The sequence below is a fragment of the Marinomonas sp. genome, from assembly GCF_965225885.1.
Lineage (GTDB): Bacteria > Pseudomonadota > Gammaproteobacteria > Pseudomonadales > Marinomonadaceae > Marinomonas.
In genome coordinates, this window is sequence record NZ_OZ245329.1 from 4,585,199 (window position 1) to 4,608,470 (window position 23,272).

The window sequence follows — 23,272 nt, forward strand, 5'->3', positions numbered from 1 at the left end:
GCCTAAACGATTGTCTAGGTGGGCTTTTTTTGCTCTACTAAAAAGCATCGTACATCTATCCCTACAGGAATAAACACTCAATGGACTTTGTTTTTTTCGATATCTCTATTTGGATCTATCTTGCACTCTTTGCTGCCGCTTTTTTTGCAGGGGTAATCGATTCTATTGCAGGCGGTGGCGGACTAATTACTGTGCCGGTTTTATTAGCCGCAGGACTATCACCCGCCGAAGCACTTGCTACCAATAAGTTACAAGGTTGCGCGGGCACAGTATCGGCGTCTTATCATTTCGTTAAAAAAGGCCAAGTAAAACTATCGGATATGTGGCTGCCCATCTTAATGACCGCCATCGGTGCTATTTCCGGTACATTATTAGTGTCTTATTTAGACAGCAGCCTACTGCTAAAAGCTGTGCCGATTATTCTAATTGCGGTGGCTATTTTCTTTTTCTTCTTACCTAAGGTTCAGCCTTATATTGCCAGTAAATTTTCCCTTACTCACATACAGTTTGCGGTGATTATCGGCACCAGCATTGGCTTTTATGATGGATTGATTGGACCAGGAACTGGCGCTTTCTTCTCTACCGCTTATTTGTGTTTGATGGGACTCACAGTCGTTTCAGCAACCGCCCACACCAAAGTACTCAACGCGACCAGTAACTTAGCATCACTGGCGATGTTCGCCTTTAGCGGTCACCTTATTTGGGCATTGGGTATTGTGATGGGCATTGGACAGTGGTTTGGTGCACAAATTGGCTCACGCCTTGTCATCACCAAGGGGGCGAAGCTGATTCGCCCTATGGTGATTATTATGTGTTTGGCGATTTCCGTTAAATTGCTATTAGATAACTAATCGGAGTTAATTCAGATCATCGGGCGTCGTCAAAGCATCCTCTGCCGAATATTCGTAGCACTGCGCGACTAACCAGCTCAGCAACTGCTGAACCGGCTCTCGCTGACACTGCATTTCAGGACAAACAAACAAGTAAGCATGGCCTTCGTCCAATGTTTCTGAAAATGGCATAACTAATCTTCCATGCTGGATATCATCCATCACTAAAGGTGTTCTTCCTAAAGCAACACCTTGTCCAGCGATAGCGGCTTGTACTGCGAGATCGCCACGGTTAAAACTAATCCCCCGCGAAGGTTTGATTCCTTTTGCATTAACTAATAACAGCCATTTTTCCCATTCCGCATAAGGGCTAGAAAAGCGCCACTCAGAGTCATCATTTAATAAAGGCACTTGCGCTAAGTGACTAGGCTCAGATAAAGCTCGCTGCTGAGCAAACGCAGGACTACAAACCGGAAACACTTTATCTTTCATCAAAGGAACAATATGCCCTTTTGAACTATGAACATGGCTATGTACTATCGCCACATCAATTCTATCTCGCTGAAAATTCACTTCTCTATCGTTGGCCTGAATACGAAGCTGTAGATCAGGATAAGCTTCCTGTAAATTGCCCAACCGAGGAATTAACCATTTGGTCGCAAAGGACGGCATCACAGAAACCGTCAAAATGTTAGAGGCTTCTTCTTCCTGCAACTCTAAAACCAAGTCATTTATTTCAGTAAAACTATGATTCAACTGCACAGCCAAACGTGCACCTGCCACAGTCAACTCTAGGCGTCGATGATAACGAACAAACAACGTCAACTTCAAACGCTCTTCTAACTGACGAATTTGCTGGCTCACCGCGCCTTGCGTAAGATGCATTTCTTGCGCGGCTTTTGTAAAACTCAGATGACGAGCCGCGATAGCAAAAGCACCTAACCCAGCCAATGGAACAGATTTCATAAAACAATCACCATAAGACAATTTCAGCTACTGCAAAACAGCAGAGTCATCGAAACCAAAAGTTATTTTAAAAAACATCACATAATCTAATTATTTCATTAATAAACAATAACTTAATAGAATAAAGGCTTAATTATTGAGGTATAAAAATGACAAAAACAAAAAACCTAGTGCATTTTGCATTAATTCAGCTAATCCAACAAATCAATTTTTATCGTTTGTCACACTTATCTAAAAATATAAAATTGTCACATCTCTTAGGTTGAACAGCGACCTAATATTTATCGATACAGCCCTAACTGTATCAACTCTAAAACTTGTTCCACAGTCATGTTTTAGATGAATATCACCATCTCCCACAGGATGATGTTATTCGCAACTGCTAGTTACTTTTGTTGAAGCCGGATCTTTATCCGGCTTTTTTTTGCCTGAAATTCACGTCTGAAGATTTAAAGCAAAAAAAACGGCGACCCTACTAAGGTCGCCGTTAAATAACACACATTAAATGTGTCCGGTCATTTATTATGCTGCTTTTGCTTTATCTTCAAGCAATTCAGCCTTGGTAAAATTTGCCTGCGCAAGCTTCTCCATCAAACGCACAACCTGACAGCTGTAGCCGTACTCATTATCGTACCAAACATATAAAGTTGCTTGATTACCACGAACTTTCGTCGACAACGAATCCAAAATACCCGCTTGCTGGGAACCGATAAAGTCAGAACTTACCGCATCTCGCTCTTCGCTGTAGCCAATCTGACCTGTCAATTCAGCGCTATTAGATGCGGACTTCAGCAACTGATTAATAGCCTCAACCGACGCTGCAGATTTCAGAGTCAAACTTAATACCGCGATAGAAACATTGATAACAGGAACTCGAATCGCACTGCCACTCAACTTACCTTCTAGAGAAGGGATTGCTTTGGATACTGCTTTTGCCGCGCCCGTTTCAGTCATCACCATGTTCATGCCTGCAGCACGGCCACGGCGATCACCTTTATGAATATTATCGATTAAGTTTTGATCATTAGTGTAAGCATGTACGGTTTCTACGTGACCAGATTCAATGCCGAATGTTTTCTCTAGCACTGACAAGATAGGTGTAATTGCGTTTGTCGTACAAGATGCAGCAGAAACGATACGGTCAGCATCTGTTACATCGCTGTCGTTTACGCCGAAAACGATGTTTTTCATTTCTTTGCCAGGAGCCGTTAGGACAACACGTTCAATACCAGGGCGATTTAAGTGAACACTCAAACCATCGTGGTCACGCCAGCGACCTGTGTTATCGACAAGCAAAGCATTGTTAATACCATGGGCTTGGTAGTCAACTTCAGCAGGATCAGAGGCGTAAATAACTTTTACTGGCGAACCATTGATGATCAGAGCTTGCTTCTCTTCATCAACTTTCACCAAGCCATCATATACACCGTGAACAGAATCGTATTTTAGCAAACTAGCACGCTTAGACAGGTCGTTGTCGCACGCTTTACGCACAACAATCGCCGCCAATGCCATGCCCGGAGTTGTATGACCTAGCGCACACATACGACGCGCAAGCAAACGACCAATACGACCAAATCCGTACAAAACAACCGGCGTTTCAGTACCATCATTTGGCTGAGTAGCCAATACAGATTCAACATCCGCTTCAGCAATCAAAGACTCTAGTTCTACAACAGTATGAGCGGTATCACTTGCCAACACTTGCTCTAACACTTGATAAACTTGGACAAGGTCTAATTCAGGATGCTGATCAAACGCAGCCATCAGTCCAGTCACAGAATCCGCGATTAAGGTGTTTCCTGCCAACTGAACTTTTACCGCTTTCTCGCGACCAAGTTTACCTAAAAGAGGAATCATAGATTCTGCTTGTGAAAGTGTTTGTAACCAAGTGCTTGTCATTTTCTGCCCCCGAAAAAAGACTCTGTTATATCAATATGAGCGCAGTCTAACGGCAGATTAGGACAAAAACAAATTGTAAGAAGACTACAAAAAACCTTTAAAATCGGGTATTTAGCGTATTTTTTTATAGAAATAACGAAATAACAAAGAAGGTATAGAAACTTTACTACATAATCGTGTTATTACATGAAGTATCCACGAAAACGGCACGATTATGTTGTAATTTGGCAACGAAAACTGACAGGAAATTTCATGAATTATTTTACAAATGACGCTTTCTTTCAGCCAAAACGCCCAAAAAGCAAAAACAAAACACAATCAATGCTGGACGATACACCAAGTCAACTCGAGTAATCCCCCAATAAACTAATGGCTGACTCCATAAAGTAAGGAGCCCATAACCAAAAGTACACATCAAAATAAATGCCGCCACCCGAGCTAGAAACACCCAAGACGATACTAAACTTTTAAGAAAACCATTCACCTTATCCCCATAAACTACCAAGCAGGTTGCTACTAAAGCTAAAGAAATATCTTGAATATAAGGCTGGAGAAAATGCGCAAAGCGAAGATTGAGATCAAGAATAAACATAGATAATTAACTACACACTTAACAAACGATAGAGTTATTGGTTTTTACGAGACAAGGCTTCAACATCAATTTGCCCAGAACGAGAGACTACTTTTGGGTTCTCATCAACATACATCAGAGACACATCATAAGTCGTATTACTTAATTCAATCACAGTACCATCTTTAAATAACCATTTCGGACGCCCGATACCATTATTGAGAAGACCTTCGCTGGGCTTGCCGTACTTTCGCACAAGCAATTCTCCTAATGCTCTACGCTTTTCATTACTTTCCACAACGCCAGATAACAGCGCCCGACGAACATAACCCGATCCATTTGAATAAATAGTGGCATTGGTGACACCCAAAATACCTTCAGGCCCTAAACTGTAACTGACTACACCATCTTTATAAGATGGGTAACTATGCAACCCCTTACTATTCAAATGCTGCTCAAGTAGAGAAACACTTAAATCATTCAATGGCAAACCAAACAATTCGGCCACATCAGAAGATCGAGACACAACATTCGCTCCTGCCTTTCCCTGTGTCGCTAAACCCATAAAAAAAGTGAAAACGAATATAGCAAACATTCGGCTAACTTTAGTACGCATTAATCCTTCCTTTGAAATATCATGCACCAGTTTGACGGACAAAAAAAATCAAACCTGATATATAATACAACACTATAAGCTCCTTTAACTCAAGGAGTACCAACACTTTATTTTCTGAGGTAATACATGGCTCTTGTTATTGGCATCACTGGCGTATCAGGCAGCGGAAAAAGCCGACTTTGTTCTTTATTAGCGGAAGGTCAAGGTGACAAAATCACCGTCCTATGCCAAGACAGTTTCTACAATGGATGCGGCAGTATCGATCCAGATGTTTATAACTTTGATGATCTAAGCTCACTAGACCTTGAAAGCATCACTCTGGCAATTCATAACTGTAAAAACCGTCAGCAGCCTAATGAAATCCCAGTGTATGATCACTCACAACACAAACGCACAGGCTATCGCAACTTAGAACCAACGCACGTTGTTCTCGTGGAAGGTCACATGATGTTCCAGGATCCGGGAATTCGCGATGCCGTCGATTTCCTTCTGTATGTTGATACAGACATGGACATCGCCATTGTTCGACGCTTGAAGCGTGACATCGCAGAACGTGGACGAGACGTCAATGAAGTGACCAGTCGCTACATGCGCCACGTACGTCAGGCTTCACTAAAAACCATCGACATTCGTAGCAAGCGGATTTCATTATTCCAAACAACAAAAGCTTCACCAACGCGGCAAGCTTATTGCGTAATCACATAGACTACTTACTAAAAGAAAAAGGCGCCAAATAGGCGCCTTTTTCTTTTGTGCTACCGAAGCAACAACGGTTTATTTCTTAATATCGTCAAAGAAACGTTTCACACCGTCAAACCAGCTCTTCTGCTTAGGTGAGTGATCTGTCCCTTCACCCATGCTTTCAGCCAATTCCGTAAACAACTCTTTTTGACGAGATGTTAGATTTACTGGCGTCTCAACAACAACCTTACAAATCAAATCGCCAACTGGGCCACCACGAACAGGTTTCACCCCTTTATTACGCAGACGGAACAACTTGCCAGACTGACATTCAGCAGTCACTTTCAAACGCACACGACCATCTAATGTCGGCACATCGATTTCGCCACCCAATGCCGCTGTCGTAAAGCTAATTGGCACTTCACAATATAGGTTCGCACCGTCACGCTCAAAAATGCTGTGCGGCTTAACAGAGACTTGAACAAACAAATCACCCGCTGGACCACCGTGAGTTCCCGCTTCGCCTTCACCAGATAAACGGATACGATCACCCGTGTCTACGCCGGCAGGAATTTTCACATTAAGTGTTTTGTATTCTTGAACACGACCTTGGCCATGACAATCAGGACATGGATCGCTAATCACCTGACCAGAACCATGACACTCAGGACACGTTTGCTGTACAGAGAAGAAACCTTGTGACATACGAACTTGACCCGCACCGCCACAGGTTCCACACGTCTTAGGTGTCGAACCTTTCTTAGCACCAGAACCATCACAAGTCTTACAGTTAACTAAGGTTGGTATGCGAATTTTCTCTTCACAGCCCCACACCGCTTGTTCAAGATCAAGCTCTAAGGTGTAACGCAAATCGGAACCGCGACGAGTTCGGCTTTGACCGCCACCACCGCCGCCAAAAATATCACCAAATACATCACCAAAAATATCACTAAAACCACCAGCTCCAGCGCCGCCGCCATAGCCACCAGCTTGACCATTTACGCCGTCATGACCAAATCGATCATAGGCTGCACGTTTGTCATCAGAAGACAATATTTCATAGGCTTCGGCCAGCTCTTTAAATTTATCAAGTGCTTCTGGGTTGTCTGGATTCTTATCTGGGTGGTACTTATTCGCTAAAGAACGATAAGCTTTTTTAATGTCTTTCTTATCCGCGTCTTTGGCCACCCCAAGAACGTCGTAATAGTCTCTTTTGCTCATCGCAGGCATTCCTGAATTGAAAAGTCTGAATTAAAAATCTGAATTGAAGAGTCTCAAACGAAGGTATGAATCAAAAAACTGAAATTGAAATATATGCCGCTTAAAACTAATCAATTTAAAACAGTTTAAATAGCAAAGCACGGTCAAAAACCGTGCTCGCTATAAACAACCCCATTAATACTGGGAAAATAAGCGCTTAGTGCTTATTTTTTATCTTCTTTCACTTCTTCGAATTCTGCATCAACTGCATCATCCTGAGACTTAGCCTGATCACCTTCAGCTGGTTGCGCACCAGCAGCATCAGCTTCTGCATACATCTTCTGAGCCAAAGTGCCAGACGCCTGAGTCAACGCATTAGTTTTCTCTTCGATCTTCTCTTTGTCGTTAGACGTTAGCGCTTCTTCAAGTTCAGTGATCGCTGTTTCAATCGCTTCTTTCTCTTCTGCTGTGGCTTTATCGCCAGCATCAGTCAAGGTTTTACGAGTAGCGTGAATCATGCCGTCAGCTGTGTTACGAACTTGTACAAGCTCTTCGAACTTACGGTCTTCTTCAGCATTCGCTTCAGCGTCTTGAACCATTTTTTCAACTTCTTCATCGCTCAAACCAGAAGACGATTTGATAACGATAGACTGTTCTTTACCAGTCGCTTTGTCTTTAGCAGAAACACTCAAGATACCGTTGGCATCAATATCGAAGCTTACTTCGATTTGTGGCACACCACGTGGAGCAGGTGGAATATCAGCCAAGTCGAAACGGCCTAGAGATTTGTTCTGAGACGCTTGCTTACGCTCACCCTGCAATGCGTGGATTGTTACCGCATTTTGATTGTCTTCTGCTGTAGAGAAAGTCTGAGACTTCTTAGTAGGAATCGTTGTGTTTTTCTCGATCAATGCCGTCATGACACCACCCATAGTCTCGATACCTAGAGACAGTGGTGTAACGTCTAGAAGAAGAACGTCTTTCACATCACCAGAAAGTACCGCACCTTGGATAGACGCGCCGATGGCAACCGCTTCATCTGGGTTCACGTCTTTACGTGGCTCTTTACCGAAGAATTCAGTTACTTTCGCTTGAACTAGTGGCATACGAGTCTGACCACCAACCAAGATAACTTCGTCGATATCAGAAGCAGTCAAATCAGCATCTTTCAATGCTTGACGGCAAGGCTCAAGAGATTTCAATACTAGCTCTTCAACCAAAGACTCCAACTTAGAACGAGTCAATTTCACGTTCAAGTGTTTAGGGCCAGAGGCATCAGCCGTAATGTAAGGCAAGTTAACTTCTGTTTGAGAAGAAGAAGACAACTCAACTTTCGCTTTTTCACCCGCTTCTTTCAAACGTTGTAGCGCCAGTGGATCGTTGTGAAGATCGATGCCAGATGATTTCTTAAATTCTGCTGCTAAGTATTCGATTACGCGCATGTCGAAATCTTCACCACCTAGGAAAGTATCACCGTTTGTAGACAATACTTCGAATTGTTTCTCGCCATCTACATCGGCGATTTCGATGATAGAGATATCGAATGTACCACCACCAAGGTCATAAACCGCGATAGTAGAGTCGCCAGAGCTCTTGTCTAGGCCGTAAGCCAAGGCAGCCGCTGTTGGCTCGTTGATAATACGCTTAACATCAAGACCAGCGATTTTACCAGCGTCTTTTGTTGCTTGACGCTGAGAGTCGTTGAAGTAAGCAGGAACAGTGATAACCGCTTCTGTTACTTTCTCGCCTAGGTAGTCTTCCGCTGTTTTCTTCATTTTCTTAAGAACTTCAGCAGAGATTTGTGGTGGCGCTTTCTTGTCGCCTTTTACTTCTACCCACGCATCGCCATTGTCTGCAGCAATAATTTTGTAAGGCACCATAGAGATGTCTTTTTGAACGACGTCGTCTTTAAATTTACGACCGATTAAACGTTTAACCGCGAACAAAGTATTTGTTGGGTTGGTTACCGCTTGACGTTTAGCTGATTGACCAACTAGCACTTCACCATCTTCAGCAAATGCGACGATGGAAGGAGTTGTGCGATCACCTTCAGCGTTTTCAATAACGCGAGCTTTCTCGCCATCCAATACGGCAACACAAGAGTTCGTTGTACCTAAGTCAATACCAATGATTCTACCCATGGTTTGTATCTCCAATAAATTCGTTTATGACGATGATAATTCTGTATTTGGGTACGCTTAAAAGTATTTCAAGCGTCCAGTGTCAAAAAATTGACAGTATTTTTAAGCGGCGCTCGAAACCACGACCATTGCTGGGCGCAATAAGCGGCCATTAATGGTGTAACCCTTCTGCACAACATCCATTACCGTGTTCGCTTCTAGCTCAGGGTTTGGCACCATCGTAATGGCTTGATGCAGCTCAGGGTTAAACGGTTCGCCATGTGGATCAACCACTTTCACTTCAAAGCGAGCCAACGTCTCAAGCAAATCTTTTAACGTCAGTTCTACACCTTCACGCACAGGATCGGACTCACCTGTGTCTGGCGCAGAAGTTAAAGCACGTTCAAGATTGTCTGCCACGTTCACAATCGATTTAGCAAACTTTTCTAAACCAAACTTGTGCGCTTTCTCGACATCTTGTTCTGCACGACGACGTACGTTTTGTGCGTCGGCGTGAGCGCGAAGTGCCGCCTCTTTATACTGAGCGACTTCTTCTAATGCTTTTGCAAGCTCATCATTTTCAGTAACTTCTTCTAGAGTCTCTACTTCAGGCTCTAAAAGCTCTTCTACTGTTTCGTTTTGCGTTTCGCTTTTCAAATCATGCTCCGCATCTTGATTAGGATTTTTTTGCTGCTCACTCATTTTCAACTCCAAATAACAGAAACAATACTTCCTATGTGCAGGGTATATGGGGTCAGCTTTTAACCTTTCAACACTAAAGCCGCATTAATTTCATGGGAATTAAATTTACTAACTAGACTTGTCAAAAAACAACCAAGTACTGTATAAATAACCATATAAATATATTCTCTCTTTGGAGCACTCTATGCTGACTAGCATCGCTATTTCCAACTTCGCCATTGTTGAATCCTTAGAACTGGAATTCAAAAAGGGCATGACCGTGATTTCAGGTGAAACAGGGGCAGGTAAATCCATCATGGTGGATGCTCTGTCACTTTGTTTAGGTGATCGTACCGATGCAGCAGTCGTAAGACATGGGCAAAAAAAAGCCGACATCAGTGCCAGCTTCGATATACAGCACTATCCACACGTCCACAAATGGCTGGAAGAAAGAGACCTAGAACACGATCAACATTGCATATTGCGCCGTGTTATCAGCAAAGAAGGTCGCTCCAAGGCTTACATTAATGGCCGCCCTTGTACATTGAGCGACCTAAAAGACGTTGGCAGTCAGCTAGTTGATATCCACGGACAGCACGAACACCAGTCGTTACTTAAAAAGAATGCCCAAAGACAACAGCTCGACGAATATGGTCGTCTGACTGACTTGAGTAAAAAAGTTAGCCTGCAATACTCAACGTGGCGACAACTCAAAGAAGAACTGTCTGCTCAGCAGAATCGCTCCTCTGAACAAGACGCCAAGATCCAGCTATTGTCTTATCAAGCTCAAGAGTTGCAGCAACTTGATCTAAAAGAAGGCGAAATCGAAACGCTAGAAAACGAACAAGCCTTTTTGTCGAACATTGCCGATTCACAATTTAAAGCCTATCAAGCCAGCGGTATTTTGATAGACAGCGACGAAGGCAATATTTGCTCTTTGTTGCATCAAGCAATCAATAGTGCCAGCCAAATTCGTCCAGCTACAAAAGAATTAGAAAATGCGTTAGAAATGATGAACGTAGCCCTAATTCAGGCACAAGAAGCGGCAGATAGTTTGCATCACTACCAAGATACTTTGGAGCAAAACCCTGAACGCCTTATCGATATAGAACTTCGCTTATCTGATATTTACGATACCGCTCGCAAACACAGAACCTTACCAGAAGGACTTTTATCCTTACGAGAAAGCGTGGAAGCAGAACTAGACAGTCTACAAGGCAGCGAAGAAAGCCTAGAGTCACTGAAAGAAAAAGAAGAACAAGCCTATGAAAAACTCACCGCGCTTGCTACGACACTGACTGAAAAGCGCATTATCGCCAAAGACGAGCTAGCACAAAAAGTCGAAGAGCAAATACATGGATTAGGCATGCCACATGCGCGCTTCTTTATTCAATGCCAACCACTTAACCAAGTGTCGGCAAATGGTTTTGAAGACATCGAATACATGATTGCATCCAACCCAGGGCAACCTGCACAGCCATTGCGCAAAGTCGCCTCAGGTGGTGAGTTATCACGAATTAGTTTGGGTATCCAAGTGGTTACCGCGCACACATCGATTATTCCGACATTGGTTTTTGATGAAGTTGACGTGGGCATCAGCGGCGGCATCGCCGAGGTGGTTGGTCGCATGCTACGTTCTGTTGGCAAACGTGGCCAAGTCTTTTGTGTGACTCACTTGGCGCAAGTGGCAGCGCAAGGCAATCAGCATCTACGCGTCAGTAAACTGGTTGAAGATGAAGCGACGTCGTCTCAGGTCGAGCTACTCAAGGATCAAGACCGCACACAAGAAATTGCGCGCCTATTAGGCGGGTTAGAACTGACCGAGCAAACCTTAGCGCACGCTCGCGAAATGCTAGGTAACGTTCAACTGCAGTAGCATTACCACCAATAAAATCCAGATAATAAAAAAGGGCCTAAACTCTGCAATTTAGGCCCTTATCATTCATTACCCTTGGATAAACGAACGTTTATTTCTTCTTTGGGCGCACGTAAAGAATCAAGCTGTGGTCTTCAATCTCAAAACCATGCTCTTCAGCAATTTCATGTTGGCGCTTTTCAATGATTGGATCAACGAATTCAATCACCTTGCCCGTTTCCAGACAAATCATGTGATCATGATGATCGCCCTTCGCTAACTCAAAAACAGCTGTTCCTGCTTCGAAATGGTGACGTTGCACCAAACCTGCAGTTTCAAACTGAGTTAGCACACGGTAAACTGTTGCCAAACCAACATCTTCACCTTGATCAAGCAGAGTGCGATAGACATCATCAGCACTCATGTGGCGGTCGCCCGCACCTTCAAGAATTTGTAAAATTTTCACTCGTGGTAGAGTTACCTTGAGTCCCGCTTTCTTTAGCTCTTGATTTTCGCTAGTCATGAGTCATTCTCTATTCGATCTTGTTGATAATTACTTTATCATTAGCACACCAGAGTAAGGATAATACAAATGAAAAAATCAGTTTTACTATTATGCGCAGCGCTTTCACTCAGCGCATGCAGTTTATTTCCACCACCTTACAAGGTTCCGGTAACACAAGGAAACCTTATAACGAAGGAACAACTATCACAGTTACAAATTGGCATGTCTGAATCTCAGGTCACTTACCTATTGGGTAACCCAATGTTGAGAGACACCTTTAAGCCAAACGAATGGCATTACCTGTATACAACGCTATACGCAACACCAGATACCAAGAAAAGTGATGCAAACGACCTAGTCCTAATTTTCAGCGACGGCGTTTTAACAGAAATTAAAAACAACTAATCTTTCGTTGTTTTCGCTGCACGGTTGGCCCTAGCTTGTTTTGGGTCAACCTTCAGCTCGCGATACAGCTCGACTCGCTCACCTTCTTTTAATTCTTGCTCTTCTGCATTTCGCACAGCTTTACCGAAAATGCCAACTTTTACTGTTTCTACATCCACATCCGGAAAAAAAACATGGATATTCGAACGACGTACCGCATCACGTACGGTACAACCGTCTTCAACCTCTAGAGCAATAATTTTTTGCTTCTCAGGCAAAGCATAAGCTACTTCAACTCTCATACTATTCACCGTATACCACTTTTGCACGCCGACTAAAAGAATCCACCATTGTATTGGCAATTTGACTAAACACGCCGCCAAAGGCGAATTTCAGCATACCGCTCAATTCAAACTCAATGCTCAGCATAATTTTACAACTAGTCGGAGACAGCTCCGTAAAAGTCCATACGCCATGCAGACTCTTAAATGGCCCTTTTACCAAGGTCATTTCTATACGACCAAACTCTTCCAAAAAGTTCTTTGTCGTAAACGATTGTCGAACCGGCCCTTTACCTACTTCCAAAGACGCTACGATTTCTGTTGGCGTCCTCGAAATTAATGTAGAATTTAAACACCCAGGTAAAAACTCAGGATAACCGTCAATATCGTTTACCAAGGCAAACATCTGCTCGCAACTGTAATTCACATGCGCGAAGCGTTCTATATGACTCAAACTACACTCCTATCCAGCCAGCAAGAGTAATCACAATCATTGCTGGAATACTTATGTATTTCAATGTCTTATACCACCATTGAAAATGATTTGCTTGTTTTGTGATCATCTCATTTTGCAACATTGAATGTGGAATAAACCAAGCCACCAAAACTGACAGTAAAATGGCTCCCACTGGCAACAGAACCAAAGAAGTCAATTCATCCAATAACTCAAAGAAATTCAATCCAAAGACAATTTTGCTGTCCCAATGGTTAAAAGACAACAGCACCGCAATCCCAATAAACCAGACGGCGACTCCCATCAATACCGCCGCTTTCAAACGTGCGATATAGAATTTTTCATGCAACCAAGCAACAAACAATTCTAACATGGATATAGCCGATGTAAGCGCCGCCACAACCAGCAATAAAAAGAACACACCCGCGAAGAACTGACCACCAGGTAAACTACCAAAAATGATAGGCAAAGACACAAAGGTCAAACTAGGCCCAGCTTCCACATCAATATTAAACGAAAACACCAATGGAAAAATGACCAAGCCGGCCAATATCGCCACCAACAAGTCCACACCAACAACAATACCGCAAGCTCGGGCTATGGACATACGCTTACTCATATACGCGCCATAAGCAAACATCGCTCCCATTCCGACACTCAAACTAAACAGAGCCAGCCCAACCGCGGCCAAGACAACCTCAAAGGTAATATCTTGCCAAGACCAGCGAAACATAAAGTTCAGCGCTTCATTCATATTGCCAATGGTCATGGAATAAAACGCCAATAAAAGCAGCGTTACCACCAAAACGGGCAACAAAACGCGCACGACTGCAGACAACCCTCGAGTCACCGACTGTCCAACCGTTAATACCACTAACCCCATAAACACCGAATGCCACAACAACATTTCGGACGGTGCCGCCAGCAAGGCATCAAACATACTGGATGCACCAACTTGCGTAATCTCCTTAAAGTCACCCGACACAGCACGATCTAAATAGGCAAGAGACCAACCCGCAATTACACTATAAAACGTCAGAATCAAAAATCCCGTCACGCCAGCCAGCCAAGGCACAAACACCCAAGCTGGATGAACCATACGACGTTCACTCAAATCGTTTACTGTATCAATTGGGTTAGACCGAACCGTACGACCTAAAGCTACTTCGGCCATTAACACTGGCAGGCCTACCAACAGCAAACACGCACAATACACAAACAAAAATGCACCACCACCGTTTTGCCCGAGCACATAAGGAAACTTCCAAATGTTCCCTAATCCCACTGCCGATCCACTGGCCGCAAAAATAAATATCCACGGACTTGACCAGATACCTTGTAAACATCGACTTTCAGGCATAAATTTAGGCTCTAAATACACAAGATGTGTTTAAGGATAGGAATAAAACGCAAACGTGACCAACACTGCCACGATCCCTAACCTGACAAATTAATTAACAAGTACGAATTTTCTAACATTCAGGCGCATACCTCAAGAAAAGCATAGGTTTTTGCCACTATCGACCGTATAATTTCTAACTATGAGTAAAGTAAAGAAAAAATCCAGCAGCACGGGCACCATCGCGCTTAATAAACGTGCAAAATACGACTACTTTGTCGACCAGAAGTTCGAAGCCGGTTTGGTTTTATCTGGTTGGGAAGTAAAAAGCCTGCGCGAAGGCAAAGCCCAATTAGTAGACTCCTTCGTCATCATTCACCAAAACGAAGCGTGGCTCGTCGGTGCGCGTATTACGCCACTGCTTAGCGCCTCAACGCATGTCGTTTGTGAACCGATGCGCCAACGCAAATTGCTTTTAAACCGCAAAGAACTTGATCGCATCATCCAAGTCACCGAGCAAAAAGGCAAAACCTGTGCGGCCATGGCGCTGTATTGGAAAGCCAACAAGATAAAATGCGAAGTCGCCTTGGTAACCGGTAAAAAAGAACACGATAAACGTGATACCGAGCGTGATCGTGATTGGTCAAGAGACAAAGAACGACTAATGAAACACAGTGCTTAATAGACACTTTTCAACCTTATGTTGAAATAAGCAGACACTAAGCATTTCAGCGTTACCTCTAGCGTAAGCACATTGTTTGCGCTAGACTAGCGTTACTTTTTGGGGGCGACATGGTTTCGACGTCGGTTACAAACCCAAAGGTGCATGTCGAGAGTGATGCGTGATCTCGTTAATCCCCCGCATCAATTTTATAGTCGCAAACGACGAAAACTACGCTTTAGCAGCCTAAACCGCTGCTAGTGTGCTGCCCTCAGGTTGCTTGTAGCCAGAGATTCTGCAGTATCATAAATTACAAGATGCTAACTGATGCCCCGCCTAGGGATAAAGTTCTAAGACTAAGTAGGCTCGCCATTAACACCCTGTCCTTCGGGCGGTTCGTGGTCAAATAATAGAAGTGACTATGCATGTAGAGCCGATGGCAGAGGACTGACGGACGGGGGTTCGACCCCCCCCGCCTCCACCACTTAAACGGTTGTTTTTAGAAGGGTTTGCACTTTTTAAAAGGAACTGGATGCACGTATGAAGCATCAAATAAAAAGCCACCCATTAAGGTGGTTTTTTTGCTTTGGACTAAGGTTCGTTAAGTAAAGTTATGGAGGAGTTCTGATCAATGCCAACTTGTTGGATCATCGCAGGCCCAAATGGTGCAGGGAAAACAACCTTTGCCCTAGAGTTTTTACCTCAAGTGGCGAATTGTTCTAGCTTCATAAATGCAGACTTAATCGCTGCAGGCTTATCCCCATTAGCTCCCGAGAAAGAACTTGTCGCAGCAAGTCGTATATTCCTCTCAGAAATACGTGCAAATATTAAAAAGAGAGAAGATTTTGCTGTCGAAACGACACTATCAGGAAAGAGCTACCTAAAACTCATTAAGCAACTGCAAGAAGACAACTGGCGAGTAGAGCTAATTTATCTTGCACTACCAAATAGCGAAGTATCTAGCTTTCGAGTTGCCGAACGTGTTGCTCACGGTGGCCATAACATTCCAAGTAAAGATATTCTTCGTCGTTTCCCAAGAAGCTTAGCAAATTTATTAGATCTTTTTTCGTATCAAGTAGATCAATGTCAATGCTATATGAACGCAAACGAAGAACCGATATTACTGTTTGAGCAGCTTGGAAAAAATCGTATTATTTATCAACACGATGTACTCAAAAAATTAATGATAGAGGCCGATTATGACAACTCAATCTAAAAACCCAACAGTACAGTCCACACAAGACGCTTTAAAAAAAGCAGTAAAAGCCGCGTTAGAGCGCAAACAAAAATTAGGTCAATACAGTGTCATGTGGAAAGAAAATAAAATCGTCACTCAAGGCGAAGATGCCCCTCAAATTCAGAAATAAATTATTTCCAAGGCCTTAAGCTAATTTGTGGATTGTCGTGAGGCTAGACCTGCATTTCCATTAAAAAACTCCCTCAACCACTTCATTTCGAATTAAATATCCTTTTCTTGCCACTTGCCAAAAATAGCGACTAGACCAGAGAAAACCTTTACACTTTTCAAAATTGCTCATCAGCGAGTGTAAAAACAGTTAGACGGCTTGGTTGCCATTACCTCAGACAACAAGAACTACCGAGATATAAACATTCAAGTACAAGACTTGAGCAAACTTAAAATAATTGGCCGCGTCGTGTGGTCAGGCCATCCGATGATTTAAAAGGAATTATCATGCTTGATTTTTATAAATCTTATAAACGCTCTTCTCTTATATTAGGCCTATTGACTGGTGCATATTTAGGATTAATTACAATGCTTTTTAAAGAGAAATTATTAAACATCCATAATTTAGATTTAGGGCAAATTGGCAGTTTTTTAGGTAGAGTTTTCGCCCCAATATTATTTTTCTTTGTAATAGTTCAGCACTTTAGCCAACAAAATCAAATTTTAGAAGCAAAAGCAAAAGAAATGAAGAAGGAGGAAGAGAAAAATCGTCTGGCTCAACCTTTTCTAAAAATACAAGACTTTAGATACGAATATGAAACAGGAAAAAACTTTAACGATGTGGGTGAAAAATCAGAGAACTCACCTTGTAGTAACTTAAGCTTTCTTTTAAAAAATCTCGGCACCAACACTCACTCAATAAAAATAGTCATTGATTCTTTAGATTTTGAAAAAAGTTTAATTGAAGTTCTAAACTACTCTGATGAAAAATATTTTCCAAATATGGAAATACCTAAAATAAACATTGAAACAAAAAATATAACCATAAAACTCATATATATAGATTACTATCGTGTAAGCGCCCTTAAATCAGCATTATTATCGTTTGTTTTGTGTCGTCGTAAATGATCCCTTAATGACCATTCATCGGTGTAAATGGATACTTGAGGTTGCATCAAGTATCAAAAAAGTTTAAGTTAAATAACAGACAGAGGGCGAACGGATTTGCCTACACCTCCAGGATGGAGGCTCTGTCTGTTTTCAGGAGGATTCAGGCTGCAAGGATGCAGCGGTAAGACCTTTCTTTTTTCTCTTCTTTATTTTGGTTGTTTCTGGTTTTCCATTTCGTTTTTTTACTGCATCCGTTTGCCGGATGGTTCTGCGTCTTTACAGCGCCGTTTTAACCTGCCAAGGCAGTAATGCTTCCAGTTTCTCAACCGTGTCGGCGCTAGCGATGTGTTGCAGAATATGCAAAATATACGCGTAAGGTTCTAGCCCGTTGGCTTTGGCCGTTTCAACGAGACTATACCAAGTCGCACTGGCATGAGCACCTTGTGAAGTGTCGGCGAATAACCAGTTCTTGCGTCCAATCGCGAAGGGGCGGATGGCGTTCTCAGCGAGAACATTACTAATGTGCAATTGCCCATCCTCACAGTACCCTGTCAGGTAGTCCGATTGGTTCAGGGTGTATTGGATGGCTTTATAAGTCAGTCCGTCTTTTAGAACGGTACCGACATTCTTGTTTAGCCATTCTTTAAAGGCGTTGAGAATAGGACGACTCTGTTCTTGACGTGCAGTTGTTTTTTCTTCGACACTCAGCCCTTTGATTTTCGTTTCAATAGCATAGAGCTTGCTGATACATCCTAAGGCCACGTCAGCTTTGGCTGGGACCGCGTTTTTACTTTTTGTCTTCGTTTTACCCGCCTTACTGGCTTCGACGAACTTTCTCCTAGCATGATCCCAACAGCCAATGCGCGTTAGGTTGTTTTCCCTACACACGGCGTTGTAACCCCCATAGCCGTCGGCTTGCAGCACGCCATTGAACCCATCGAGCAGGCGCACGGGCACTTTACCGCCACGAGACGGATCGTATTCAAAATGAATCACTGGTTTGTCCGGTGGGCCACCGCGAATGACCCACATCCATTTATCAGATTGGGCGGTTTTACCGTCTTCTTTAAGGACTTGGATGCGTGTTTCGTCACCTTGCAGGTAATTTGCCTCCAATTGCACTTCCCACAGTAAGTTCAGCAGCGGTTTAATAGGCTCATTGAGTCGGATCAGGTAATTCGCCATGTTGGTGCGATCCAGATGCGCCCCGTAGCGTTCGATCTGTTTTTCCAGGCGATACAAGGGCAAGCCATCGGCATACTTCCCCGCGATAATATAGGCTAATGAAGAAACGCTGACAGCACACTTGCCTAATGGATGAAGGGGACGTTCGGCTGAGCGGATCCGTTCCTGTTCATTCTCCTCTTGTTTGAAGACCGCCTTTTCCTGCCAGTATTCGAGGACCCTGACCTTGGCGGGAACGATATCCAACTCTTCTTTGACCTTACTGAAAAAAGTGGACGTGGCACCGACTTTTTCGTCTTCAGACAATCGCAGTTCTACCCGTACTCTAGGAAGCTTATCGGAGAAACCACGTTGGCGCTTGCGAGGTCGAAGCGTTTCTGGAAGCACCCCTTCAGGCAGTTGTTCAATGAGCGCGTCCATCGCCGCTTCGAGCTCTGCTTCATCAAACAGATCGATCTGATAAACAGATTTCTCGCTGCTGGCGGCAAACTTTTGTGCTTTGGCTAAGCGCAGTAATTCTTCTAACAGCTCGATTCGTTGCTTTCTTTCATCCAACAATTTTTCCTGATGGCGAATGACTTGATGATGGTCATCAAGAAGCTGGTCTTTCTGCGTCAGCAATTCGACCAGCTGAGTGTGGCTCAGGCCTTCATAGGAAATGGGGGTTGGGAATGGAGACGGCACTTTTTTCATGCCCAGCATTATAGCAAAACATAATTGAAAAGTGCTTATAAAACAGACTCATAATACAACTTTTTATGTCCTTTCATCCGCGATAAATCATAGCCATCCAGCAACCAATTGATCTGTTGTCCCGTCAATGACATGATCGCCTCGTCACCCTTCGACCAGCGGAACTTTTCCTCCGCTAAGGCTTTGTAATAGAGAACAAAACCGTTGTCTTCCCAGAATACGCATTTGATCTTGTTATAGCGTCGGTTGGTGAACGCGTACAATGCGCCATCGAAGGGATTGCGTCCCAGCTCTTGTTCGACAATCGCCGCCAACCCTAAAGCCGCTTTACGAAAATCCACCGGCTGGCGATAAAGATAGATCTCAGGCATCTCAACCGATGGGCGAAAATAGCGTGTCATGACGCCCATTCCAGCAACTGACGAACCAAGGCCAAATTGCCAGAATCAATGCCACGGATTTGTATCCCGCTAGGTAAAGATACCGATAAGCTGGATGGAGACTCTAGGATCGAGGGGGCTACTTTAACAAAACCAGACGCCTTGCCTTGTGACGTTGGGTTGGATTGTTTCTGGCACTTCTGCCGCCAATACATAAACTGCGAATAATTGAGATCCTGTTGTTTGCAAAACTGAGCGCCAGACAAGCCGGACTCGCCAGCGACTTTTACCTGTTCAAGCCAAAACTCAGAACGTGATTGAGAATCGGAAGGTTGATTCATAATAAACTCCTGCTAGTAAAAAAATAAACAGGCGTTAGGTTCTGAGATTATTCAATGGTCGGCAAGAATGCTGATTTAAGGGCGCTTACACTATCGTGAAATACGATCTAAAATATTTCTTATAAATCTCGTTAACGATACTGATAAGAAATGCTTAATAGCAACAGACACAAAACACTTCAAATCAGATAAGGAAATAATAGATTACTTAAAACCTAAGAAAAAGAGTATCTGGCAATGGCGATAAAAAATCCCATCAGGTTAAGAAGTCCGCTTTCGCGTGAGTGGTCGCCCTTCTTGGTTTCGTCTAGTAATTCTTTTATCTGGTCGTGTGTTAAAAATACGAAAGCTCATTCTCTGGAACTTTCACATTATCGACGGTGGTTAGCGGGTTGGGGTAATGAATCTCTTCCGCTTTGACCAAGGTATTAAACATAGGCGACAAATACCCCAGGTCATTGTTTAACGTTTTGGGGCTTTTGCCTTCTTTGGATCGCTGGGTGCGCCATCGGGTGTACTCCAAGCGAGTAAGATTAGAGCCTACTGGGTCACCCAATTGCTCGGCGATCATAAGCAACTTACTTTTACGGCTCTTACCATCTCGCAAAAAATGGCCGTGTGTGTCGTCCCATAGCTCTATCAACTCGCTTAACTTGCGTGAGTCCTTGGGTTTTTCTAGCCATGGCTTAGCGTCCGACTGGGTTTCATGTTGAGCAATGGTAAAACGCTGAAAACGTTCACATTCCGCCTTAGTCGGAAACACTCGTTTATACTTTCGCGAACCTCTACCATTTACGCGAAACTCAACTTGCCAGCCTGTTTTAGTTTGAGTGATTGCCATCCACTAGCCCCTTTTAACCTAATTTGAAATTGCCACGACCATTGACGCGAAAGCGGACTTCATAACCTGTAAGAACTTTTTTAATTGTCATTTTTGATTACTGTGCTATCAATAGTTGGTTTAATTTTACGAGTCAAAAAGTGTAACTCTAAGGTGAGTTTTGTGCTTTGTATATTTCTTGATTCGTCTTCGAATTCAACATTAAACATTAAACATTAGTGGTTGATGAGATAGCAGTTTTTCAAAACTTGCTAGGCTTAGAAATAGTTCTGTTTTAATCGTTTTTTCTTTATTTGCTTGAGGTGCTATTATTATTTTCTTATTTTGAAATTGACTGAAGGTTTCTTTTTCAATAGATAAATTGAATATGCTATTTTTCAATGTATTTATCTCTAATTTAATTTCAAAAAAATAGAACCCCCCCTCTCCATTAAAAATTTCTTTAATAAAAAAATCAGGTAGAATTTTCTCATGATATTCATCATAACCCTCTGATTCATCCATTATTTTTTGAAAGTATTTATTGATGAGAGTACTGCCAACCCCTTCTTCGAATACTTCCTCTACACGGAAAACTGGTTGAATTTTATTGTGCGATTCTTTTTTTCTTTCGTTTTCTAGATTTATTTGGAAGTCTAGGTTTCGTTTAAATTGATCGTTTTGAAATTTAAGCTGGATATTGTTGCATTACATATCCAACAATAAGCCAAGCAAAAGCCAATGGGCTAAAAACACCAGCTAAGAAGCTCCCTAGCTTGCTTAGTCCGTCTAGATTCAATTCGAAAATGTTTTTTAAATGCTCTATTGGCTGGAGCATAAGCAAGGCTAGTATGAAGTAGATAATAGAAATAATAATTCCTATTACTATCCAATACTCAGAAATAAAGGTTTTATCTTTTCCTATATTTTTCTGTTTTTCTTCCATGACATACTCCTTAAATCATCGGATGGCCTGACCACACGACACGGCCAATTATTTTAAGTTTGCTCAAGTCTTGAGCGGGAATAGTCATGTCTCGGTAATCTTGTTATCCGAGGTGATCGTAACCAAGCCGTCTAGCTGTTTTTGCACTCGCTTTACGAACAACTCCCCATCGTAGTTAATCATACTCACTATTCAGCCACTGGGCGTATCTATGGCTTTATCTATTACTATTCACGTCGAGAACACAATAAGATTACAAAGCAAATGAAAGTCGTTTCAAAGCACTCACAAACGACGGTAGCCTCTGTTTCAAAAGACAGTTTAAATATTCATCTGGAGTAAGTGTTGGATTTTTCAATGCACTTCGATGTCGTTGCGCGGCTAGGAGGCATGAAGCGGCATCAAGCTCGAACATGTCACTCAAAAATTCATCAGGGTGAATTGCGCTAATGCCAAAAGGTTCTAATTGCTCTATGGGAAAATCTTTTAAATTAAACGTAATAATCCCCTCAGTATGACCCTGCATCGCTGCGGCCAGTACATGCCGGTCATCAGCATCGGGAAGAGTTAAACTATTGATCAAGGACTCATGTCCAGAAACCAATGCATCTGGAACATTGGCATCCATGAGTTTGCGAGTTCTTTGTAATGTATTGATATCCATATCTGGACGATTTTTTAGCACATTACGAATCCATTCGTCATGTATCTGCTCCGACCATCTGGCTCTAAAAAGCCCAGTACTGGCAAGATACATTAGATAACTCCTTAGTGGAGCGGGATAAAGAACACAGGCATCTAAAATGACGGTGTAAGTATTATTCATTAATATCCCATTTTGTTTTCTTGATCGAGTGCGGTTAGCTCTTCTAAGCTCACTAATCGTTTATTCAATAACGTTTCTTTGTATTTCATCACATCTACATAGGCAACTTTTCGACGATTTCCTGTTCGATTGAAAGGAATCGCACCATCGTCTAAAAGCTTAATCAAGGTAGGGCGTGACATGTTGAGCATATCGGCAGCTTGTTGAGTGGTAAGCTCGGCGTGGATGGGCGTGATTTGAACAATATTCCCCTCTCCAAGCTGCGTCAGTACCTCAACAAAAAGATTCAAAGCAGACTTAGGTAACTTTATATCATGGGTGTTTCCAGAGTCATCCGTAAATGAAAAGCGTTGCTCGTCTCCGTTAGTCGCTAACACGCCAGCTAGTTCTTGGCTGCACAGTTTTGCTAGTGCCGCTTCTTCTTGGCTAGGAATGCGAATTGCGGTGTTCATACTCTTTGCTCCGAGTTTTTTCTAAAAGTAATCTTATTGGCATGACCACCAATAACATAGCTACATTATTCGAAATATATCAAGCTAAATTTAATCAAATACCAACATTCAAAAGGTGCATGAACTAGAAACAGCGTAACCCAAGGTCATAGATTTAGCGCTTTTCTCGATTAACTTATTCGCGGAAAAATCTTCTTCAACTCTCTCGCTTTAGTGCCACGTTAGAGTAAGGTTTTTGAAAAACAGGTGGAAGGTGGAAGGCGGGTCTCGGCTTTGTGTGCTATCTG

General features: G+C 42.8%; 27 protein-coding genes and 1 other RNA gene. 9 read left to right on the forward strand and 19 right to left on the reverse strand.

The features are described from left to right. Window positions 1–80 precede the first annotated feature (80 nt). Complete coding sequence (locus ACO05V_RS21930) at window positions 81–851, forward strand: TSUP family transporter (RefSeq protein WP_421856700.1); 771 nt, start codon at window positions 81–83, stop codon at window positions 849–851. 6 nt (window positions 852–857) lie between these two features. On the opposite strand, the gene gcvA is transcribed toward ACO05V_RS21930, so the two are convergent. From gcvA to ACO05V_RS21950, 4 genes are all read right to left on the reverse strand, one after another. Continuing rightward, the gene (gene gcvA / locus ACO05V_RS21935; protein ID WP_421856703.1) at window positions 858–1,796 is read right to left on the reverse strand and encodes a transcriptional regulator GcvA; all 939 of its coding nucleotides are present in this window, start codon (window positions 1,794–1,796) and stop codon (window positions 858–860) included. Window positions 1,797–2,318: 522 nt separating this feature from the next. After that, a complete protein-coding gene (locus ACO05V_RS21940; protein ID WP_421856706.1) occupies window positions 2,319–3,698 on the reverse strand; it encodes a glyceraldehyde-3-phosphate dehydrogenase in 1,380 nt (459 codons plus the stop codon). A gap of 262 nt (window positions 3,699–3,960) precedes the next feature. Next, a complete protein-coding gene (locus ACO05V_RS21945; protein WP_421856708.1) occupies window positions 3,961–4,290 on the reverse strand; it encodes a DUF3392 family protein in 330 nt (109 codons plus the stop codon). Window positions 4,291–4,324: 34 nt separating this feature from the next. Then, a complete protein-coding gene (locus ACO05V_RS21950) occupies window positions 4,325–4,885 on the reverse strand; it encodes a uridine kinase (protein ID WP_421856711.1) in 561 nt (186 codons plus the stop codon). Between the two features lie 126 nt (window positions 4,886–5,011). Here ACO05V_RS21950 and ACO05V_RS21955 point away from each other — a divergent pair, with 126 nt between their 5' ends. Continuing rightward, on the forward strand, window positions 5,012–5,590 hold the full coding sequence (locus ACO05V_RS21955) for a uridine kinase family protein (protein WP_421856714.1): 579 nt from the start codon (window positions 5,012–5,014) through the stop codon (window positions 5,588–5,590). Window positions 5,591–5,659: 69 nt separating this feature from the next. Here the strand turns inward: ACO05V_RS21955 and dnaJ are convergent, their stop codons facing one another. The 3 genes from dnaJ to grpE form a co-directional block, all read right to left on the reverse strand. Then, a complete protein-coding gene (dnaJ, locus tag ACO05V_RS21960) occupies window positions 5,660–6,787 on the reverse strand; it encodes a molecular chaperone DnaJ (protein ID WP_421856717.1) in 1,128 nt (375 codons plus the stop codon). 203 nt (window positions 6,788–6,990) lie between these two features. Next, window positions 6,991–8,907 (reverse strand): molecular chaperone DnaK, encoded by a 1,917-nt coding sequence (gene dnaK, locus ACO05V_RS21965; RefSeq protein ID WP_421856719.1) that lies wholly within the window; start codon window positions 8,905–8,907, stop codon window positions 6,991–6,993. 102 nt (window positions 8,908–9,009) lie between these two features. Next, a complete protein-coding gene (gene grpE / locus ACO05V_RS21970; RefSeq protein WP_421856722.1) occupies window positions 9,010–9,588 on the reverse strand; it encodes a nucleotide exchange factor GrpE in 579 nt (192 codons plus the stop codon). Window positions 9,589–9,772: 184 nt separating this feature from the next. Between grpE and recN the strand changes: the two genes are divergently transcribed. After that, window positions 9,773–11,443, forward strand: coding sequence for a DNA repair protein RecN (gene recN, locus ACO05V_RS21975; RefSeq protein WP_421856725.1), 1,671 nt, complete (start codon window positions 9,773–9,775; stop codon window positions 11,441–11,443). 91 nt (window positions 11,444–11,534) lie between these two features. Here the strand turns inward: recN and fur are convergent, their stop codons facing one another. Beyond that, the gene (gene fur / locus ACO05V_RS21980) at window positions 11,535–11,945 is read right to left on the reverse strand and encodes a ferric iron uptake transcriptional regulator (RefSeq protein ID WP_421856728.1); all 411 of its coding nucleotides are present in this window, start codon (window positions 11,943–11,945) and stop codon (window positions 11,535–11,537) included. 69 nt (window positions 11,946–12,014) lie between these two features. Between fur and ACO05V_RS21985 the strand changes: the two genes are divergently transcribed. Further along, window positions 12,015–12,332: an outer membrane protein assembly factor BamE gene (locus tag ACO05V_RS21985; protein WP_421856731.1), complete on the forward strand. Its 318-nt coding sequence runs from the start codon at window positions 12,015–12,017 to the stop codon at window positions 12,330–12,332. Here ACO05V_RS21985 and ACO05V_RS21990 read toward each other — a convergent pair. Genes ACO05V_RS21990 through ACO05V_RS22000 form a run of 3 tightly spaced genes read right to left on the reverse strand, consistent with a single transcriptional unit; the run spans window position 12,329 to window position 14,406 of the window. Further along, a complete protein-coding gene (locus ACO05V_RS21990; protein ID WP_421856734.1) occupies window positions 12,329–12,613 on the reverse strand; it encodes an RnfH family protein in 285 nt (94 codons plus the stop codon). The genes ACO05V_RS21985 and ACO05V_RS21990 overlap by 4 nt on opposite strands. A gap of 1 nt (window position 12,614) precedes the next feature. Beyond that, complete coding sequence (locus tag ACO05V_RS21995) at window positions 12,615–13,046, reverse strand: type II toxin-antitoxin system RatA family toxin (RefSeq protein WP_421856737.1); 432 nt, start codon at window positions 13,044–13,046, stop codon at window positions 12,615–12,617. 1 nt (window position 13,047) lies between these two features. After that, on the reverse strand, window positions 13,048–14,406 hold the full coding sequence (locus ACO05V_RS22000) for a sodium-dependent transporter (RefSeq protein ID WP_421856740.1): 1,359 nt from the start codon (window positions 14,404–14,406) through the stop codon (window positions 13,048–13,050). Window positions 14,407–14,587: 181 nt separating this feature from the next. Between ACO05V_RS22000 and smpB the strand changes: the two genes are divergently transcribed. From smpB to ACO05V_RS22025, 5 genes are all read left to right on the forward strand, one after another. After that, window positions 14,588–15,067, forward strand: coding sequence for an SsrA-binding protein SmpB (gene smpB / locus ACO05V_RS22005; RefSeq protein ID WP_421856743.1), 480 nt, complete (start codon window positions 14,588–14,590; stop codon window positions 15,065–15,067). A gap of 101 nt (window positions 15,068–15,168) precedes the next feature. Then, window positions 15,169–15,530: a transfer-messenger RNA gene (gene ssrA, locus ACO05V_RS22010) on the forward strand. Window positions 15,531–15,677: 147 nt separating this feature from the next. Further along, window positions 15,678–16,262, forward strand: a complete 585-nt coding sequence (locus tag ACO05V_RS22015; RefSeq protein ID WP_421856746.1) for a hypothetical protein — start codon at window positions 15,678–15,680, stop codon at window positions 16,260–16,262. Then, entirely contained in the window at window positions 16,246–16,413 is a 168-nt protein-coding gene (locus ACO05V_RS22020) for a hypothetical protein (protein WP_421856749.1), read from the forward strand. Before ACO05V_RS22015 ends, ACO05V_RS22020 begins: the two co-directional genes overlap by 17 nt. 326 nt (window positions 16,414–16,739) lie before the next feature. Continuing rightward, window positions 16,740–17,360: a hypothetical protein gene (locus tag ACO05V_RS22025; RefSeq protein WP_421856752.1), complete on the forward strand. Its 621-nt coding sequence runs from the start codon at window positions 16,740–16,742 to the stop codon at window positions 17,358–17,360. A gap of 258 nt (window positions 17,361–17,618) precedes the next feature. On the opposite strand, the gene tnpC is transcribed toward ACO05V_RS22025, so the two are convergent. The 8 genes from tnpC to ACO05V_RS22065 all read right to left on the reverse strand — a co-directional run bounded on the left by tnpC (window position 17,619) and on the right by ACO05V_RS22065 (window position 22,985). Beyond that, the gene (tnpC, locus tag ACO05V_RS22030) at window positions 17,619–19,220 is read right to left on the reverse strand and encodes an IS66 family transposase (protein WP_421856928.1); all 1,602 of its coding nucleotides are present in this window, start codon (window positions 19,218–19,220) and stop codon (window positions 17,619–17,621) included. Between the two features lie 35 nt (window positions 19,221–19,255). Next, window positions 19,256–19,621, reverse strand: a complete 366-nt coding sequence (tnpB, locus tag ACO05V_RS22035; protein ID WP_421850368.1) for an IS66 family insertion sequence element accessory protein TnpB — start codon at window positions 19,619–19,621, stop codon at window positions 19,256–19,258. Beyond that, window positions 19,618–19,941 (reverse strand): IS66 family insertion sequence element accessory protein TnpA, encoded by a 324-nt coding sequence (gene tnpA / locus ACO05V_RS22040; protein ID WP_421850371.1) that lies wholly within the window; start codon window positions 19,939–19,941, stop codon window positions 19,618–19,620. The genes tnpB and tnpA overlap by 4 nt, the downstream gene beginning before the upstream one ends. A 334-nt stretch (window positions 19,942–20,275) precedes the next feature. Further along, a complete protein-coding gene (locus tag ACO05V_RS22045) occupies window positions 20,276–20,782 on the reverse strand; it encodes a phage integrase (protein WP_421856754.1) in 507 nt (168 codons plus the stop codon). Window positions 20,783–20,983: 201 nt separating this feature from the next. Continuing rightward, a complete protein-coding gene (locus tag ACO05V_RS22050; protein WP_421856757.1) occupies window positions 20,984–21,286 on the reverse strand; it encodes a hypothetical protein in 303 nt (100 codons plus the stop codon). A 163-nt stretch (window positions 21,287–21,449) separates the two neighbouring features. Then, a complete protein-coding gene (locus tag ACO05V_RS22055) occupies window positions 21,450–21,707 on the reverse strand; it encodes a hypothetical protein (RefSeq protein WP_421856760.1) in 258 nt (85 codons plus the stop codon). Between the two features lie 253 nt (window positions 21,708–21,960). Continuing rightward, window positions 21,961–22,533, reverse strand: coding sequence for a PIN domain-containing protein (locus ACO05V_RS22060; RefSeq protein WP_421856763.1), 573 nt, complete (start codon window positions 22,531–22,533; stop codon window positions 21,961–21,963). Next, the gene (locus ACO05V_RS22065; RefSeq protein ID WP_421856767.1) at window positions 22,533–22,985 is read right to left on the reverse strand and encodes an excisionase family DNA-binding protein; all 453 of its coding nucleotides are present in this window, start codon (window positions 22,983–22,985) and stop codon (window positions 22,533–22,535) included. The genes ACO05V_RS22060 and ACO05V_RS22065 overlap by 1 nt, the downstream gene beginning before the upstream one ends. Window positions 22,986–23,272 lie beyond the last annotated feature (287 nt).

Bases quoted from the DNA above. Each gene is read 5' to 3' on its own strand.
- ACO05V_RS21930 (WP_421856700.1), top strand. From the start codon at position 81: ATGGACTTTGTTTTTTTCGATATCTCTATTTGGATCTATCTTGCACTC.
- gcvA (WP_421856703.1), bottom strand. From the start codon at position 1,796: ATGAAATCTGTTCCATTGGCTGGGTTAGGTGCTTTTGCTATCGCGGCT.
- ACO05V_RS21940 (WP_421856706.1), bottom strand. From the start codon at position 3,698: ATGACAAGCACTTGGTTACAAACACTTTCACAAGCAGAATCTATGATT.
- ACO05V_RS21945 (WP_421856708.1), bottom strand. From the start codon at position 4,290: ATGTTTATTCTTGATCTCAATCTTCGCTTTGCGCATTTTCTCCAGCCT.
- ACO05V_RS21950 (WP_421856711.1), bottom strand. From the start codon at position 4,885: ATGCGTACTAAAGTTAGCCGAATGTTTGCTATATTCGTTTTCACTTTT.
- ACO05V_RS21955 (WP_421856714.1), top strand. From the start codon at position 5,012: ATGGCTCTTGTTATTGGCATCACTGGCGTATCAGGCAGCGGAAAAAGC.
- dnaJ (WP_421856717.1), bottom strand. From the start codon at position 6,787: ATGAGCAAAAGAGACTATTACGACGTTCTTGGGGTGGCCAAAGACGCG.
- dnaK (WP_421856719.1), bottom strand. From the start codon at position 8,907: ATGGGTAGAATCATTGGTATTGACTTAGGTACAACGAACTCTTGTGTT.
- grpE (WP_421856722.1), bottom strand. From the start codon at position 9,588: ATGAGTGAGCAGCAAAAAAATCCTAATCAAGATGCGGAGCATGATTTG.
- recN (WP_421856725.1), top strand. From the start codon at position 9,773: ATGCTGACTAGCATCGCTATTTCCAACTTCGCCATTGTTGAATCCTTA.
- fur (WP_421856728.1), bottom strand. From the start codon at position 11,945: ATGACTAGCGAAAATCAAGAGCTAAAGAAAGCGGGACTCAAGGTAACT.
- ACO05V_RS21985 (WP_421856731.1), top strand. From the start codon at position 12,015: ATGAAAAAATCAGTTTTACTATTATGCGCAGCGCTTTCACTCAGCGCA.
- ACO05V_RS21990 (WP_421856734.1), bottom strand. From the start codon at position 12,613: ATGAGAGTTGAAGTAGCTTATGCTTTGCCTGAGAAGCAAAAAATTATT.
- ACO05V_RS22000 (WP_421856740.1), bottom strand. From the start codon at position 14,406: ATGCCTGAAAGTCGATGTTTACAAGGTATCTGGTCAAGTCCGTGGATA.
- smpB (WP_421856743.1), top strand. From the start codon at position 14,588: ATGAGTAAAGTAAAGAAAAAATCCAGCAGCACGGGCACCATCGCGCTT.
- ACO05V_RS22015 (WP_421856746.1), top strand. From the start codon at position 15,678: ATGCCAACTTGTTGGATCATCGCAGGCCCAAATGGTGCAGGGAAAACA.
- ACO05V_RS22020 (WP_421856749.1), top strand. From the start codon at position 16,246: ATGACAACTCAATCTAAAAACCCAACAGTACAGTCCACACAAGACGCT.
- ACO05V_RS22025 (WP_421856752.1), top strand. From the start codon at position 16,740: ATGCTTGATTTTTATAAATCTTATAAACGCTCTTCTCTTATATTAGGC.
- tnpC (WP_421856928.1), bottom strand. From the start codon at position 19,220: ATGAAAAAAGTGCCGTCTCCATTCCCAACCCCCATTTCCTATGAAGGC.
- tnpB (WP_421850368.1), bottom strand. From the start codon at position 19,621: ATGACACGCTATTTTCGCCCATCGGTTGAGATGCCTGAGATCTATCTT.
- tnpA (WP_421850371.1), bottom strand. From the start codon at position 19,941: ATGAATCAACCTTCCGATTCTCAATCACGTTCTGAGTTTTGGCTTGAA.
- ACO05V_RS22045 (WP_421856754.1), bottom strand. From the start codon at position 20,782: ATGGCAATCACTCAAACTAAAACAGGCTGGCAAGTTGAGTTTCGCGTA.
- ACO05V_RS22050 (WP_421856757.1), bottom strand. From the start codon at position 21,286: ATGGATGAATCAGAGGGTTATGATGAATATCATGAGAAAATTCTACCT.
- ACO05V_RS22055 (WP_421856760.1), bottom strand. From the start codon at position 21,707: ATGGAAGAAAAACAGAAAAATATAGGAAAAGATAAAACCTTTATTTCT.
- ACO05V_RS22060 (WP_421856763.1), bottom strand. From the start codon at position 22,533: ATGAATAATACTTACACCGTCATTTTAGATGCCTGTGTTCTTTATCCC.
- ACO05V_RS22065 (WP_421856767.1), bottom strand. From the start codon at position 22,985: ATGAACACCGCAATTCGCATTCCTAGCCAAGAAGAAGCGGCACTAGCA.